Origin of the sequence: Flagellimonas baculiformis (assembly GCF_033441575.1) — a bacterium.
Taxonomy (GTDB): Bacteria; Bacteroidota; Bacteroidia; order Flavobacteriales; family Flavobacteriaceae; genus Flagellimonas; species Flagellimonas baculiformis.
Window position 1 is genome coordinate 43398 of the sequence record NZ_JAUZVW010000008.1, and the last position, 16884, is coordinate 60281.

At 45.6% G+C, this 16884-nt stretch carries 15 protein-coding genes; 11 read left to right on the forward strand and 4 right to left on the reverse strand.

Features of this window, described 5'->3' with window-relative positions; translation table 11 throughout:
- Positions 1-8 precede the first annotated feature (8 nt).
- Positions 9-2396, forward strand: a complete 2388-nt coding sequence (locus SD450_RS12255) for a GumC family protein (protein WP_318344744.1) — start codon at positions 9-11, stop codon at positions 2394-2396.
- On the opposite strand, the gene SD450_RS12260 is transcribed toward SD450_RS12255, so the two are convergent.
- Positions 2397-3140 (reverse strand): tyrosine-protein phosphatase, encoded by a 744-nt coding sequence (locus SD450_RS12260; protein WP_318344745.1) that lies wholly within the window; start codon positions 3138-3140, stop codon positions 2397-2399.
- 261 nt (positions 3141-3401) lie between these two features.
- Between SD450_RS12260 and SD450_RS12265 the strand changes: the two genes are divergently transcribed.
- The 8 genes from SD450_RS12265 (at position 3402) to SD450_RS12300 (ending at position 9921) form a co-directional block, all read left to right on the forward strand.
- The gene (locus SD450_RS12265) at positions 3402-4676 is read left to right on the forward strand and encodes a sensor histidine kinase (protein WP_318344746.1); all 1275 of its coding nucleotides are present in this window, start codon (positions 3402-3404) and stop codon (positions 4674-4676) included.
- Positions 4669-5370, forward strand: coding sequence for a response regulator transcription factor (locus SD450_RS12270; protein ID WP_318344747.1), 702 nt, complete (start codon positions 4669-4671; stop codon positions 5368-5370). Before SD450_RS12265 ends, SD450_RS12270 begins: the two co-directional genes overlap by 8 nt.
- A 66-nt stretch (positions 5371-5436) precedes the next feature.
- Positions 5437-5682, forward strand: a complete 246-nt coding sequence (locus SD450_RS12275; RefSeq protein WP_318344748.1) for a hypothetical protein — start codon at positions 5437-5439, stop codon at positions 5680-5682.
- 14 nt (positions 5683-5696) lie between these two features.
- Complete coding sequence (locus SD450_RS12280) at positions 5697-6830, forward strand: sensor histidine kinase (RefSeq protein WP_318344749.1); 1134 nt, start codon at positions 5697-5699, stop codon at positions 6828-6830.
- Positions 6831-6835: 5 nt separating this feature from the next.
- Positions 6836-8155: a sigma-54-dependent transcriptional regulator gene (locus tag SD450_RS12285; RefSeq protein WP_318344750.1), complete on the forward strand. Its 1320-nt coding sequence runs from the start codon at positions 6836-6838 to the stop codon at positions 8153-8155.
- Between the two features lie 196 nt (positions 8156-8351).
- Positions 8352-8774 carry a GreA/GreB family elongation factor gene (locus SD450_RS12290; protein WP_318344751.1) on the forward strand — a complete coding sequence of 141 codons (423 nt, stop codon included), beginning with the start codon at positions 8352-8354 and terminating at the stop codon, positions 8772-8774.
- A 45-nt stretch (positions 8775-8819) separates the two neighbouring features.
- Complete coding sequence (locus SD450_RS12295) at positions 8820-9164, forward strand: hypothetical protein (RefSeq protein WP_318344752.1); 345 nt, start codon at positions 8820-8822, stop codon at positions 9162-9164.
- Between the two features lie 115 nt (positions 9165-9279).
- The gene (locus tag SD450_RS12300) at positions 9280-9921 is read left to right on the forward strand and encodes an MCP four helix bundle domain-containing protein (RefSeq protein ID WP_318344753.1); all 642 of its coding nucleotides are present in this window, start codon (positions 9280-9282) and stop codon (positions 9919-9921) included.
- Positions 9922-9923: 2 nt separating this feature from the next.
- Here SD450_RS12300 and SD450_RS12305 read toward each other — a convergent pair whose 3' ends face one another.
- Both SD450_RS12305 and SD450_RS12310 read right to left on the reverse strand, forming a co-directional pair.
- Positions 9924-10406 carry a DinB family protein gene (locus SD450_RS12305; protein ID WP_318344754.1) on the reverse strand — a complete coding sequence of 161 codons (483 nt, stop codon included), beginning with the start codon at positions 10404-10406 and terminating at the stop codon, positions 9924-9926.
- A 13-nt stretch (positions 10407-10419) separates the two neighbouring features.
- The gene (locus SD450_RS12310) at positions 10420-11241 is read right to left on the reverse strand and encodes an alpha/beta fold hydrolase (protein ID WP_318344755.1); all 822 of its coding nucleotides are present in this window, start codon (positions 11239-11241) and stop codon (positions 10420-10422) included.
- A 274-nt stretch (positions 11242-11515) separates the two neighbouring features.
- Here SD450_RS12310 and SD450_RS12315 point away from each other — a divergent pair, with 274 nt between their 5' ends.
- Entirely contained in the window at positions 11516-12277 is a 762-nt protein-coding gene (locus tag SD450_RS12315; protein WP_318344756.1) for a hypothetical protein, read from the forward strand.
- Between the two features lie 43 nt (positions 12278-12320).
- Positions 12321-14885, forward strand: a complete 2565-nt coding sequence (locus SD450_RS12320) for a M1 family metallopeptidase (protein ID WP_318344757.1) — start codon at positions 12321-12323, stop codon at positions 14883-14885.
- Positions 14886-14916: 31 nt separating this feature from the next.
- Here SD450_RS12320 and SD450_RS12325 read toward each other — a convergent pair whose 3' ends face one another.
- Complete coding sequence (locus tag SD450_RS12325; protein WP_318344758.1) at positions 14917-16860, reverse strand: heavy metal translocating P-type ATPase; 1944 nt, start codon at positions 16858-16860, stop codon at positions 14917-14919.
- Positions 16861-16884 lie beyond the last annotated feature (24 nt).

Here is a 16884-nt window from a genome sequence, read left to right on the forward strand (position 1 = left end):
AGTTGTTGATGAGTGAAATGAATTCTCAAAGCGGAAAATTCTCCTTTGATAAAATTGATTTTAAGGAAGTTATAAGGCAATACACGGGAAAATGGTATTGGTTCGCCATATCTGTTTTTTTGTTTCTATTGTTAGGGTTTGTTTACAATAGATACACTGCGCCCCAATATGATGCCCTGGCCAGAATAAAGATCGTTACGGAGGAAAACAGCACTTCGGAGTTGGCAATTTTTCAGGATTTGGGTGCATTTCAGGGACAGCGGAACCCCATCATAGACGAAATTGAAATCATTAAATCCAGATCCAACCTCATAGAAGTTGTAAACAAGCTTCAACTGAACACAAAAGTGTTCAAACTTGGGAATATACTGGATTCAGAGATTTATAATAATCTTCCATTCAATCTGAACTTTGTTGAGTCGGACTCGGTGGTACATAAATCAGGGTTCACTTTTTATCTAAACCTGACCTCCAATGCCACTTTTGGTTTCAAACAGGATGAAGGGGCCCCCTATAAGTCAAACACTTATGGTTCCAATATCTCAACACCTCTTGGGGATATGGTGATTACTCCCAACACAGAAAAGATAGCAGCTTTCAAAGGGGACGAATTCAAGGTGGTCATCAATCCTGTTTCCGTAGTAGCGGATAATTATAGGGCCCGGATAATGATCAATCCCGTTGAAAAGGGGTCAAATATTTTGACCCTCTACTTGCAGGATAGGATACAGAAAAGGGCACAGGACATTATCAACACGTTGGTCGAGGTGTATAATCAGAACGCCATAGATGATAAGAAAATGGCGGCGGACAAGACCTCCAACTTCATTGACGCAAGGATTACCGAGATTTATTCCAATCTCTACAATGTAGATCAATCTGCCGAAGAATTTAAAACCGATAAGGGCATAACCGATATATCATCTGAGTCCAATATCAATCTGAATGTGGGAATGGCCAACAGGCAAGAGTTGGAGAACGCATCATTGCAGTTGAACATAGCCACTTCCATGAAAGATATTGTGGAGAACCAGAACGGGTATGAAGTATTGCCATCCAACCTTGGTCTTTCGGATCCATCGGTGTCAGGAACAACAGCAAGATACAACCAGCTTGTCGCCGAGCGAAATAGGATCCTTGAAAGTTCCAGTGACCTTAACCCTGTTGTCCAGAATTTGGATAGGGAGTTGAGCAGTCTAAAACGAAGCCTGCTCTCAAGTTTGAACAACACCACGAACAGTCTGGAACTCCAAATGAATAGCTTGGCCAAACAACAGTCCAGGATCAATAGTAGAATTTATTCGGCTCCCAGTAACGAAAGGGCGCTTAGGGATATCACAAGAAAATTGGAGACTACGGAATCCTTGTACCTGTACCTTCTCGAGAAAAGGGAGGAGGCTCAGATAGCATTTGCTTCCGCATCCCCTCCATCCTCGATTGTGGATGCTGCCTATAGCACAAGTTCGGCCCCTGTTTCACCTAATAAAATGATGAACTACATAGCCTGTTTTGGCTTGGGCATCATGTTTCCCTTTTTGTTCATATATGTAGGTGGTATCTTGGACAATAAGATTCACAGCAAGCAAGAATTGGAAGGCTTGTTGGGGGATGATATACCCGTTATAGCTGAATTGCCCAAAGTGGGCAACAAAGAAAGTAAGATAATCAAAAAGGATGACCGTTCCGTTTTGGCAGAATCCCTTAGGATACTTCGGACCAATTTAAATTACATCCAAAGTTCCAAAGGAAATCAATCAAAGGGCAGTCTCATATTCATTACATCAAGCATCCCGGGTGAAGGAAAAACATTTGTTTCATCCAACTTGGCCACGGTCTATGCCAACACGGGTAAAAAAGTACTCCTGATCGGGGCGGATATTAGAAACCCCAAGCTTTATGATTTCTTTTCAAGAGACGAACTGACGATGGGGGAGAAGAGGGCTTCCAAAAAAGGTTTGACCGAATATTTGGTCAATTCCGGGCTGGATATTGATGATATTGCAACCCCAACACAAATCAATGAAAACAGAATAGATATCATCTTTTCTGGCACAATTCCACCCAATCCAGCAGAATTATTAATGAACGATAGGATGGGGAAACTTTTTGAAAGCGCATCACAGACATATGATTATGTAATCGTGGACACCGCACCTTTGATGGTTGTGACGGACACATTATTGATCAGCGAGTACGCCGACCAAATTTTGTATGTGGTCAAAGCGATGTCAACAGAGAAAAAGGTCATGGATTACCCCTTGAAACTCAAAAAAGAAGGCAAGCTCAAAAACCTGTCCTTCGTGGTCAATGGGGTAAAGCCATCCAACTTGGGCTATGGCGGAAAATATGGCTATGGCTATGGAAAGACCATCAAAAAATGGTGGAGCTTTTCTTGATCAATAAAAAGTCTCGATTGTATTTTCGATGACGGGAAGCAAAAGGTTCAAAGTCTTGTTTTGCAGCCTAATTTCCTTCAAGAGTTCCAATTGACGAACATTGTGCACATCGGAACCCACAAAATCAACCAAATGGTCCTGTAATAGTTTCAGGGCCATTTTTTGTACACCACTACCGTAAGACTCGGGTGTCAATGACAACAGGTTCAACTGGAACTGTATGCCATTGGCCTTCATTTTTTTATAGGTCCCATATTTTTGATGAAAGTACATGTACCGCTCCGGATGGGCCAGAACAGGAAAATATTTGAGTTTGGCCATCTTCTCCACGGCAATGTCAAAATTGAACGAAGGCTGCAGGTACGACATTTCGACCAAAAGAAAAGAGTCCTTCAGGGCTATGACCTGCCCGTTTTCCAGAATCGGCTCGAAGTTGTCATCGATCATATGCTCTGCCGCATATGCGATGGAAGTATGGGAAAGATCACTCTTTTCCAATGTGGCCATCAAAGTCTTATAGGCCTCTTTGATGGTTTTTGGGGTATTATCGTAATGGTTGTGCATGATGTGGGGCGTGCAGATAAAACGGGTAACGCCCATTTCACCGAACCCTTTGATCAGCTTCATGGAGTCATCGACCGTTTTTGCCCCGTCATCAATACCGGGAAGGATATGGTTGTGCATATCCACCAGACCATGTAGATAATCGACCAGATAGGTTTTCTTCTGAAAAAAACTGAACATGCCTAAAATTTGGAGTGTAAAGATAAACGATAAGAAGTTATGGGGACACTCACGAGGCAAAAGGGACAAACAAAAAACCGACCCTTTAGGGTCGGCTTGATGGATTCGCTACTGTGAATGTATTGTATCTAACTAAACTCAGGGCCAAGATAGGGTTCTGCAGGATAGGAATGGATTAAGGAAAAGACAAAAAGACTAATGAAAGATTAATACGCTTAACCAAGGCGTAAATAGCTGGTGTTTTTTTGTTTATTTAGCACCATGCTGACCAAGAGAAATCTGTATGTTTTTGTTTTTGTGGTGTCCGTGGTGGGCCTTTTTGTGGTTCAGTACCAATATTTGAGGGTGGGTCTCGGATTGGCCAAGGCACAGTTCTCCGAAAAAATGGATGGGGCCAGGACCCATATAGGGGAGGAACTCTCGCAGTTCAATTCCCTCACCTACACCATAGGGAACACCATCAGAAAGGACACTTCTGAAGTGAAGATAAGCTTGGACAGCCTCCAAAAAGCATCACAGTTCTATCTCAACGATTACATTTCCTATCAGTTGGGCGTTTCCGGCATAGATGCACCCTTTACGTACTCCCTTTTCGCGAGGGATTCCACGGAATACCTGAGCTCTGCCAAAGAACATCTCCGAGGAGAAGGGATGCTCACATATCCCATAAAGATGGAAGGGTATTTGCCGGGACTTCTGCAGAAGGAAGTGATCCTGGAACTTGGTTTTCAGGATCTGAACAAGTATTTTTTAGGCCAGTTGAAAGGGCTCACCATTCCGAGCGTCCTTTTTCTTATAGCCATCATTGTGGTCGTGATATGGGTATTGCGCTCGTTCTATTGGCAGAGCAGCTTGATCACCACCACGAACGATTTTATCAACAACCTGACCCACGAGCTGAAAACCCCTGTATTTTCCATAGGATTGGCCAGTAAAATCTTGGAAGAGGATGTGGCAGAGGAAAAAAAGCCCGTTGTGGAGCTCATCCGAAGGGAAACGGAACGGTTGAAAGGGCATATCGATAAGGTATTGGAACTGTCCAGCCTGGAATCAGGAAAAAAACTGATGCAGTTCGCTGAAATTGATTTTAGGCCGGTATTGCTTAAATTATGCGAGGATTTTGCTCTGCTCGCCAAACATGAGAAAGTTGATTTTGACTATCAACTGCAAGAGGGCCCCTTTTCCCTCCGGGCCGAAAAGTTCCATTTGGAGAATGTGATCGGGAACCTGTTGGAAAACGCCAAAAAGTATTCCGATGATCCTGTGGTGCGACTGGAAGCCTATAAAGAAAAGGGAAGACTTGTGATCATTGTTTCGGACAATGGACAGGGCATTGCAAAGCAGGACAGGAAAAAGATCTTTAGGAAATATTACAGAGTAAAAAATGGTGATGTGCATAAGGTAAAAGGGTACGGATTGGGCCTGTCCTATGTGCAAAAGATCGTGAGGATGCACCGCGGCAAGATTTCCGTGGATAGTAAATTGGGTGAGGGCACCACATTTGTCCTTTCCCTAAAATTGACCAAAAATGGATAGAAAATACAACTTGATCCTAGTGGAGGACGATGCTTCGCTGGGGTATCTGCTTTCAGAATATTTGGGCATGAAAGGCTTTGTGGTCACGTGGGCAAAAAATGCCCAAGATGCCCTTCTGAAGACGGAGACCAATGTCTTTGACCTTGCCATTCTGGATGTGATGTTGCCGGACATGGACGGATTTGAGCTCTCCCAAAAGATAAAGGGCATCAATCCCGACCTGCCTTTCATCTTCCTTACGGCCCGATCACTCAAGATAGATGTGTTGAAAGGATTTTCATTGGGTGCCGTGGATTATTTGAAAAAACCCATAGACGAGGAAGAGTTGGTGGTGCGGATCAATGCCTTGCTGGCCCGCTTGGTGACCGAGACCGATGAAGAACCACAACTTTCCCATTATGAGATTGGCGACTATACCCTGAACACCGAGAATTTTGAACTCAGGTACAAAGGGGAAATCGTGAAGTTGACCGGAAAGGAATTTGACCTGCTCGCCCTGTTGGCCATGAACCAGAACCAACTCTGTACCCACAAGGAAATACTTACCACCATTTGGGACAAAAATGATTATTTCAATAAAAAGAGCCTTAATGTTTTCATATCCCACCTGAGGAAACATTTGGGGAGAGACCCCCGCATCAGCATTGTGAATGTCAACCGTAGAGGGTTTATGCTCCGTGTGGAAGAAAAATAGCGTTAATGATCATGGCTTGGTTTTTGTGGCGATTCTAAAATGGACAAACCAACCCTTTTTGATTTAATGATGTTGAATTTTTTCCGAAATAGTACCAAAAAGACTTCCTTGCAGCAATTGGACCATCTTTACATGCAGGCCATATCCAAATTGTCCGTCAATGAAAAGATTGCCTACTGCCAAAGATTGATAGAGAGTTCCCAGTACCATTTGGCACAACCATGCCCCAAGAAAGATGTGCCTCACTTGAAGAACCTTATTCAGGCGGCGGATGAGGAAATCCATAAGCTGCGCACCCGAAAGGACCACTGAGACAAGGCCATTTTATGGATTGGAATTCGTATTTTTCAGCAAATGGAATCCCCGTGCACACCGCAGAACAAAAATTGAAGGAACGCATCAAGGAGCTGACCTGTCTTTATGAGGTCACCTCGCTGATCGTAAACAGTGATTATGAGCATATAGATGAAGTGCTTCGGGCCATCACATCCTGTCTGCAAAGAGCTTGGCAGTTCAATGAAGAGACCTATGTGGAGCTGACCTCCTCCATGGGAACAATCAAGACCGAAAAAAGAGCAGATACCTACGTGTTTCTTCAATCACCCATAAAAGTCTTCAATGAGGAGAATGGACACATAAAAATCGGCTACCCCTCGCCTAAATACACCATGGATGATTTTTTGGTAGAAGAAAAACAATTGCTGGACAATGTATGCCTTGAGGTGGGAAACCTACTGGAACGAAAAGAGATCAAGGACAACCAAGAAAGTATCCGACGGCAAGTGGAGCAGGCAGACCGGTTACGTATCCTTGGGGAAATAACTGCCGGCATTGCCCATGAACTCAACACACCTTTGGCCAACATATTGGGTTTTACGGAATTGCTGAAAGAAAGTGTGGAAGGCAACCCAAAGGCCGAAAAAGATTTGGACAAGATCATCACCAATACCATTTTTTCACGCGAAGTGGTCAAAAAACTCATGTTCTTCGCCTGCGAGATGCCCCAGGAAAGAACTAGCCTGAACATTGTACCCGTCATCGAGGATGCCATAGACTTATTGCGGACTACTTTACGACAGAACCAAATCAACTGCAAACTCACAACGGACAAAAAGGAAATTGTATTGAAAATGGACAAGATCCAACTCACCCAAGTATTGTTCAACCTTATTGTGAACGCCATTTATTTTTCCCCACCGCAGAGCACTATTTTGGTGGATGTGAGGGAGAAAGAAGGAAATGTGGTCCTGAAAATTTCTGACGAGGGCAGCGGCATACCCAAGGACAAGGCGGAGACCATTTTTGCCCCTTTCTTCACCACCAAACCCGTAGGGGAGGGGAGCGGATTGGGACTCAGTGTGGTGCACGGGATAGTGAAGAGCCATCAAGGAACCATCGCGCACTCGCCCAATAAGCCCAAAGGCACTATCTTTACCATCAAATTTCCCAAAACCGTTTAACGGACATGCTCAAAAAGGAGAACATATTGCTGGTGGATGATGACATCCAGATTTTGGAGCTTTTGCACCGGCACCTGAATTCCATGCATTACCATACCTATAGTGCGGTTTCGGTAAAAGAGGCCCTATACATTCTCAAGGACACAGAAATTGATTTGCTCATCACCGACATCAATATGCCGGAGATCAACGGTATCCAGCTGATAAAATATACGGCCGAACATTTTCCCGATATGCCAAAATTGGTCGTCACGGGCTTTCCTTCCATTGATGATGCCATGGACGTTTTCCGATCTGGGGCCACGGAGTACCTTACCAAACCTTTCACCAAGAAGGAGTTGGCCGATGCGGTCAAAAAATCCCTTGAAAGTAGGACGCACCAAGGATCCATCCAAAAAAGCACAGCAAAACGGAACAACGGGTATGGGGAAATGATCGGGGCTTCCGAAGCCTTTTCAGAGATTGTTGAGATCATCGAGCGGGTGAAGGACAACCACGCTACCATTTTAATCCAAGGCGAGAGTGGCACTGGGAAGGAATTGGTGGCACGATCCATCCATTATTCGGGCAGGTTCGCACGGGCCCCCTTCATTGCTGTCAATTGCGGGGCCATTCCCGAAAACCTTTTGGAAGCAGAGCTTTTTGGCTACACCAAGGGGGCCTTCACAGGGGCCAATGAAACCCGGAAGGGCTTTTTTCAGGCTGCGGACAATGGCACCATTTTTTTGGACGAGATTGGGAATGCATCCTTGGCCGTTCAGGGAAAACTGTTGCGGGTGCTACAGGAAAAGGAAGTCACAAAGGTCGGATCACAGAAACCCGAGAAACTCACTGTGCGGGTCATAGCGGCCACCAACAGCAATCTGGAGGAGCTTATCCAAAAAAAACTTTTCCGGGAAGACCTATACTATCGATTGACGGTGGTTTCCATTGTGGTCCCTCCACTTCGGGAACGGGTCGCGGACATTCGTTTGCTCGTGGACAAGTTCCTTCAAAAGTATGGGGTGGAATACAGGGACCGTTTGGTCCGTATATCCCCAGAAGCATTGAAAATCTTGGAACGCTATCCTTGGCCGGGAAACATCCGGGAATTGGAGAACGTGGTCCAAAGGGCCGTTATCATGTGCGATGGTCAGGTAGATGTCAAGCATCTGCCGGAACAGGTAAAGTATAAGATCGATTTTTCGGAGGAAGCCTTGCGACCTTTGAAAGAGGTCGAAAAGGAACATATCATCAAAGTACTGGCCGCCACCGGGAACAACAAGACCAAGGCCGCCGAAATTCTTGGCATAGACCGCAAGACCCTGCGGGAAAAACTCAAATAATCCACTGGGTAAAATTTCCCCACACGGGTAAAAATTCCTCACCCCGAGGGTTTTCTTTTCTTTCTTTTTACTTTATAAATATTTGATTTTTAATTACTTACATATCGATGTCTATCTACTGGATTTTTGGGCATATGGTTTGCTCATTTCTATCGAATACAGATCGAACAAAGTTGGAAATCACAAATGACCGAGCATGAAAAGGAATGATCTGATGATGGAAAAATCGGATTACGTGGCCATAAAAAAGGTACTGAACTTTCACAGGTACTATCAGGATTATGCCCACAAGGAAACCTTGGATGCGCTTAGAGAACAATTGGTAAACACCACGGTCTGCAGTGCATCTGAACTGCCAAAAGGCGTGGTGCGGCTCAGGTCCAAAGTGACCGTGGCCTCCAAGTCGGGCTGGTGGAACACTTTCCAGGTGATGCTGCACGATGATGGGGACAACAAAGAAGGGCAGATTTCAGTAAAAAGCACCTTGGGTGCCGCCCTGATAGGCAGGAGCATCGGTGATGTTGTGCTGGTTGGGATGCCCAACAGCCCGCTGAGTTTGGAGATCAAGGAAGTGAAATGGGAGGTGGGTGAAGATGAAGAACTGGCCTTGCTCAAATAAGGAACAATTTAGATTCAATTATATAAACCTTAAATTCTGTTAGTTATGAAGAAATATCTTTTGTTTTTGGGATTGTTTATAGCAGCCATCAACCTTCAGGCCCAAGACGTGGCAGTGGGGGATACCTTTGAGATAGGAAGCCCCGATTCGCCCCAATATGCGCATTTGGAATTCCCGAGGGCCAATTTTATCATCAAAAGAGGTGGAATTGCCAATTATAAAAGTGTGCAAGGGCAAAAAGTAGTTGTGACTTCCATTAAGGAGAAGAAGGACGGCACCAAAGTGGTCAAGATCAAAAGGGCCGATGGAAACCGTTTTTTTGGCAGCCACTGGCAAGTAGCGGCCAATGTTGAGAAGGCTTTGGAGTCCGGAGAGTTGCTCAAAATATAGATGGATTGATGTGATGTACTGTTCCCGGTCCCTTGTTCTTTTTGGATTTGCTCAAAATGGGGCCGGGATGTACTAATCAACAACGCACGGAAAATGATTTAAAAAGAAAATCGACTTGTTTGAACCCAAAGTCATATCAGGAGGATCCAAGAAAAAGCGCCGTTTAAAGTTTATTTTGGTGCTCGGGGTATCCTTTTTGTTGATTTTGGTCGCCAACTTGATCGATCACACCTACCTCTCCAATGTGCGGCACAATGTGAACTCCGTATATGAGGATAGGGTCGTGGCCCAGGATTATATCTACCGTCTCAGCAAGCTGTTCCATCAAAAACAGCTGTCCATGGGCCAAAACACAGGCGATTTGAACAGAAGCCATCAAAATGATTCCATTGACAGACTGCTGTTCCAATTCTCCAAGACCGAACTCACCCGAAGTGAAGCTGGCTTCTTTTTTGATCTTCAAAAAAACTACGTGGAATTGATGTCTCTTGAAAAAGTGCTGTCCAGTGGATTTAAAGAACCTACACTTGACATACAACAGGATATAGGCAGGGAACTCAAGGAGATCAGAAAGAATTTGGACGATTTAGAGGACGTGCAGTTCAAAGAAGGGGCAGAAATGACCCAAAGTTCCAACCGGTCTCTGGGCATGAATGCCTTTTTATACAAATTGGAGCTCGCTTTTTTGATCATCAACGGTACCGTGCTCCTCTATATGGTAATGTTGGGCACCAACCTGATGGGGAAGGTGAATTGATTTTAGCTGTTGACACCCAGCAGCTTGATCGTGATGCCGATTTGTCCCAAATGGTATAGGTCATGATGGACAATCCCTTCCACTAGATGTTTGAGGTTATGATGGGGTTTATAGGTATTGTTCTCCAAATAATCATCGTCCTTATCCGATAGAACTGCAATCAACTCCGCTTGGCTCCCACGCAGATCTGCCTTTAGTTTTTTCCACCCGATTTTTTTCAGTTCCTCGTTGCTCTTCCAGTTTTCTGGACTATCCATGCTCAGGTTGGATTCCTGCCCTTGGAGTAGTTTGATGGTATGTATGCGCCAGACCCAAATGTGGGAAATCAATTCTGCCACGCTATGGATTTCTGGAATGGGTCTTTCAAAGGCCTGTGTTTCCGAAATGGGTTCGATTTTGTTCTCCAAGTTGTCATCGTACCAAGTCTTCCCATTTTGGATATCCCTTAACTGTGCAATGATGTTTTCTACAATTTTTCGGTTCATATGAATGTCTGTTTTATTTTTTATCCAAGAACTTTTCAATCAGGGGGACGATAAGTTGGTTTTCTTTAAAGCCAGGTTGTATCGTGGTTATTTCCCCAATATATTCCCCATGACCACCGGGAATAATGGCCAGTTCTGAATGGGCAATTTGTCGGTGAAGTTCCATGGCGTGTTCAGGAGTGATAATGTCCTTGTCGCCAATGATGATCAGTGTGGGTACTTGGATGGCTACAATCTGCTCGTCAGGAATGTCCTTAAAATTCACCATCCGTTTGGCATCCCTATCATGCATCAGCTGCAAGCCAGCGGTATCCGATGCCACTTCTTTGTATGCATTTTTGAGCTGTTCGGGCATATGTTCCAGTTTTGACTGCTTCATAAAACCCCAAAACCATTCGGGAACCCCATTGCGTTTGGCCAGTGCGGAACCCAGTACCATTTTGTTGACCAAATTCGGATGGCGAATGGCAATCTGTATGGCTGTAGTCCCACCATTGCTGAAACCGAAAAAGTCGGCTTTGTCCACCTTCAGATTGTGGAGGAGTGTTGCCACATCATCGGCATCCTGTTCAAAGGACGAGTCCGTACCCCTGTCATTCGTACGCCCGTGCGCCTGAAGCTCCATAGCAATCACCTGTCTGCTTTTGGCAAACAGCGGAACGACCTTTCCAAAATTGGAAGGAATAGTGGAACCGCCCCCGTGGATCAGGACTAAGGGTTTTCCTTGCCCACCTGCCTGACCGGCCGGCAGGTAGATCTCATAATACATTTTTAGGCCGTTCACTTCGGAATATCCGCTGGCAAAGGCCAGTTCTTCTGTTGCTGTGGGTTCCATTTTTTGGGGTTCTGTTTTTGAGTGGTTACATGCGGTCAAAATGAAAAGCAACAAACCGAGTAGTGGGAGTGGTGGTTTCATTTTTATAAATCGGTTATCATCTTGTTAGGTGTAATGATCGTTCATGGACAATAAGAAATGGAAAAGGTTGAAAGAATTTTTGCTGCCTACAAATCCATTCATCCCACCAATTTACCATAAATTCAATAAAAAACAGTAAGTTTAAAGGGGATTCAGCACATACTTCCCGTTCCATAAAAACTATGATCAACCCATGAAAAAATGTATTCTACTCACTCTATTTTTAGCCTTGAGTTTAACCATTTCTGCCACCGAGACCAAATTGATGGTCAGAGCCAAGGCCAAGGACGCCAAATTTATCGGCAGTTCCATTGGCGGGGCCCACGTCATTGTCAGAAACACTATAAACAACCAAATACTGGCCGAGGGGGTCACCACTGGCAGCACGGGGAACACCGATCTTATTATGAAGACCCCCATGGACCGAAACACCCAGCTCACGGACGATAAAACGGCGGGCTTTTTGGCCGTGGTGGACATCGACGAGCCCACCTTTGTTCGTGTGGAGGTCATTTCGCCCTACAACAAGAAAAACGCCCAGGTACATGCCAGTACCGAACTGTGGCTTATCCCCGGGAAAGACATTTTAGGAGATGGCGTTGTGGTGGAAATCCCTGGTTTTGTCATCGATATCCTCACGCCCAACACCCATCAGTACATTTCGAAGCAATCCATTGCAGATGGGTTGGACATCCGTGCCAATATGGTGATGATGTGCGGTTGTCCCATCGAAAAAGGGGGCATTTGGGACTCAATGCCCATGGAAGTGGTGGCCATTCTGAAAAAGGACGGGACCACTGTCGCCAGCATACCTTTGGATAACCCTTCGCGAAATATGTTTGAGGGTCGGATGAAGATCACGGAGACCGGTTATTACGAGGTGACCGTCTATGCCTACGATGCCACAACAGGAAACACTGGGGTGGACAAAGTGAATTATGTGGTGACCGATTGATTGCGCAGTGCACCAGACGTTTAAAAAGCAATAGAACCAACCCATGAAAAAGACCATTTTACAGTTCCTCGGAGTTTCCCTTTTCTTTCTTGCCTGCCAGCAGCCCAAGCGCATCGACCTATTGGATGTGGGCATACCCCTTACCATGGCAGAATACCGTAAGGAACAGGTTTCCAATGTGGTCTATGGCCTTTCTTTTGATATTCCCGAAGATAAAACACAGCCAATTCCCACAAAACTGAAACTGGACCTCCAGATCCATGACCTTTCCCAGCCCCTGTACCTTGATTTTAATGCCGATGCCTCGCTGTTGAAACGACTCACCGTCAATGGCAGCCAGCAAGAGATGTATCATGAAAAAGAACACTTGATAATTTCGGAAGACCTCCACGAAGGCAGTAACACCATAGAAATTTTGTTCTCTGCGGGCGAACAGTCCCTGAACCGAAACGAGGATTACCTCTATACCTTGTTGGTGCCGGAACGGGCCAGCACCCTCTTTCCATGTTTTGACCAGCCCAATATCAAGTCAAACTATGTGTTGGACGTGACCGCACCCAAGGATTGGAAAGTGCTCTGCGGTGCAGTTCTGGAAAAAAGAACGGAGAAGGAAGGGAAGGTACGCTATCAGTTTGCCAAAAGCGACCCCATGAGCACTTACCTTTTTTCGATGGTCGCCGGTAAGTTTGAATCGTCCATTGAAAATCCGGGCATCTTCGACATGACCTTTCTTTATCGAGAGACCGACACGGCCAAGGTCAGACCCAGTTTGCCCATTGTTTATGATTTGCATCAACGTTCCATTGATTTTTTACAAGGATATACCGAATATGAATTTCCGTTCCAAAAATTGGATTTTGCAGCCATTCCAGGTTTTCAGTATGGGGGTATGGAGCATGTGGGGGCGATTCAGTATCGGGAATCTTCCCTGTTTTTGGATGCGAGTGCCACCGAACGGCAGCATTTGGGCAGGGCCAAGCTCATTGCGCACGAGACCGCGCATATGTGGTTTGGTGATTTGGTCACGATGGACTGGTTCAATGATGTTTGGATGAAAGAGGTGTTCGCCAATTTTATGGCGGACAAAATTATCAACCCGACCTTTCCCGATGTCAACCACCAATTGCAGTTCATGACCGCACACTACCGAGGAGCCTATGGGGAGGACAGGACCCGTGGCACCAACCCCATCCGCCAGCAATTGGATAATCTGAAGAACGCGGGCAGCTTGTACGGGGGCATCATCTACAACAAGGCCCCGATCATGATGCGGCAGTTGGAAGCTACAATAGGTGAAGTTGCGTTTCGGGATGGCATTCGGGAATATATCTCCCGATTTGCCTATGGCAATGCCACTTGGAAAGACCTGGTGGAAATCTTGGACAATAAAACGCCCGATGACCTGAAGAAATGGAGTGAGGTGTGGGTGAACCAATCGGGAAGGCCCATTTTCAATGAGGAGGTTTCGTATGAAAACGGAAAAATAAAGCAGCTTGCCATTTCGCAGCAAGCAGAAGACGGCAGTAACAAACTGTGGCCCCAATCCTTTGAGATTACCCTGGTCTATCTGGACAGTATGCTTGTGCTACCCGTTTCGATATCGGACAGCACGGCCATCGTGGCCCAAGTTGCCGGAAAACCCAGACCAGAGGCCATTCTCTACAATTCCAATGCTTTTGGCTATGGGGTGTTTCCGATAGCGACCTCGGATTTTCCTATTATCCAAGACATAGGGGATGAGGTGGCGAGAGGGCATGCCTACCTGAATACGTATGAAAATATTCTTTCGGGCATTATTTCACCCAAGGAAGGATTGGATTTTTTTGCAAAAGGCATTCAGAATGAACAAAATGAATTGATACATGGTATGCTTTGTGGTCAAATCAATGGTCTTTTCTGGAGCTATCTCACTGCTGAAGATAGACAAATGGAGCAGCCCGTTTTGGAAAAAATGCTGTGGGACGAGTTGAAAAATGGACAACACACGTCCAATATCAAGAAAAACCTCTTTGGTCTATGGAAAGGATTGGCCTATTCGGATGGAGCCAAATTGAGTCTGTACAAGGTTTGGAACAAGTCAGTGACCATACGAGACCTTAAATTGAATGAGGACGACTTTACCGATATGGCGATGACTCTGGCACTTTTTGAGCATGAGGATGCCGATAGGATATTGGATAGGGCAAGGGCGCAACTATCCAACCCCGACAAGTTGAAACGCTTTGATTTTTTAAGACCAGCACTCTCCGCTGACGAATCGCAACGGGATGCTTTCTTTGTGTCCTTGAGTGATGCAAAGAATCGTGAAAAGGAATCGTGGGTACTTACGGCCTGTGGTTATATCCATCACCCATTGCGACAGGGTTCTGCCATCAAGCATGTGCCTCTGGCCTTGGATTTGCTCGAGGAAATCCAGAAAACAGGAGATATTTTTTTCCCCAAGGGATGGCTCGGCAATACGGTGGGTCAATACGAATCCCCGGAAGCATATTCGATGGTGGAACGTTATTTGGAAGAAAACCCGGACCTGAATGCTTCATTGAAAGGAAAATTGCTGCAGGCCACGGATGACCTTTACCGCTTTGTGAAAATGGAAACCAAGGATTAAGGAGCCATACTTTTGGTTACCAATCCTTGATTTACCATTGCATCCGTTGTAGGCGCACGGCATTCAATACGGCCAGAAGGGCCACACCCACATCCGCAAACACGGCCTGCCACATGGTGGCCAAACCTCCAGCTCCCAAAATGAGCACGAATGCCTTCACCCCGAATGCCAATCCGATGTTTTGCCAGACAACATGGCGGGTGGAACGGGCAATATTGATGGCTTTTGCAATCTTACTGGGTTGGTCGTTTTGGATAATCACATCAGCGGTCTCAATGGCAACATCGGACCCCAACCCTCCCATGGCAATGCCCACGTCGCTGGTGGCCAACACCGGCGCATCATTGATACCATCTCCTACAAAGGCTACGGTAATATTGGGTTTCTTTTTCAACTGTTCCACTTCATTCAGCTTTTCTTCGGGCAATAAACTTCCTTTTGCCCAATCCAGTGCCAGTGTTTTTCCTATCTGTTGGGTAATCGCATCTTTGTCGCCCGAAAGCATGCCGATTTGCTCTATTCCAGCTTTTCGCATCTGTTCCACTGCTATTTGTGCATCTTCCTTCAACTCATCGGCAATGGTGACATATCCTGTAAATTCATTGTCGATTGACAGTATCATCAAGGAATCAACCAAAGCATCAATATTTTTGGGCGTGCTGATCCCATGGGAAAACATCAATGCTTTGTTCCCCACCAATATTTCTTTCCCGTTGATGGACCCTTTCAATCCTTTTCCTGCTACTTCCCTCACATTAGTGGCTTTGAATTGCTCGGCATCGCCTTTGTAATCTTTTATGGCAATGGCAATGGGATGGGTGGATTGTGCTTCCATTGCCATCAAATGGCCCATGAACTCCTTTTTGCCTACTACGGTCGGCTCAATTTCCTTGATCTTAAAGACACCTTTGGTCATGGTTCCCGTTTTGTCCATGACCACCGTATTGACCTTGGTCATGGTGTCCAAAAAAGAAGCCCCTTTAAAAAGAATGCCGTTTCGGGAGGCTGCACCCAATCCCCCAAAATATCCAAGAGGAATGGAAATCACCAAGGCGCAAGGACAGGATACCACCAAGAAGATGAGTGCACGGTACAGCCAATCTCGAAACACATAATCCTCAAGAAAGAGATAGGGCAGCAAAGTAAGTGCGATGGCAAGGAACACTACGATTGGGGTATAGACCCGGGCAAATTTTCTGATGAACAGCTCTGTTTTGGATTTTCTGGCAGTGGCATTTTGGACCATGTCCAGTATCCGTGAAATGGAACTGTCCTTGAATTCCTTGGTAGTCTCCACCTCAATAACGTTATCCAAATTGATGCTCCCGGCATATACATTTTCGTCCTTGCGGATGGTTTCGGGCCTGCTTTCCCCTGTAATGGCCGAGGAATTGATGGAGGCCCTATCGGACAATAATTTACCATCCAGCGGAATTTTTTCACCGGCCCTGATCTGTATGCGCTCCCCAATTGCTACGGACTCGGGATTTAGGGACACAAAAGTGCCATCACGAAAAACCAATGCCTTTTTGGGGCGGGCATCCAGTAGCGCTTTGATGTTGCCCCTTGCCCGTTCCACTGCCGCATGCTGAAAAAGCTCGCCCACGGTATAGAAAAGCATGACAGCCACTCCTTCCGGATATTCCCCGATGGCAAAAGCACCGAGTGTGGCTATGGACATCAGGAAGAATTCCGAGAAAACATCGCCATTTTTCGCATTTTCCCAGCCCTTTTTCAGAATGGGAAAACCAATGGGGAGGTAGGCAACGCCATACCATGTCACGCGCAGCCACTCTGGTATTCCAAAAAAAATGAACTGGTCATGGACAATCCCAATAATGAGCAACACAAAACTGAACAGGGGCCATTTGTACGGGTTCCATTTTCTTTCACTTGGGGTATTGTCACAACAGCTTCCATGTTGGTCATGGGGCTTCTGTTGTAAATCATTAGAAGAGTGATTTTCTTTTTCCATGCATGCAATTTGTAAAAAATGGAC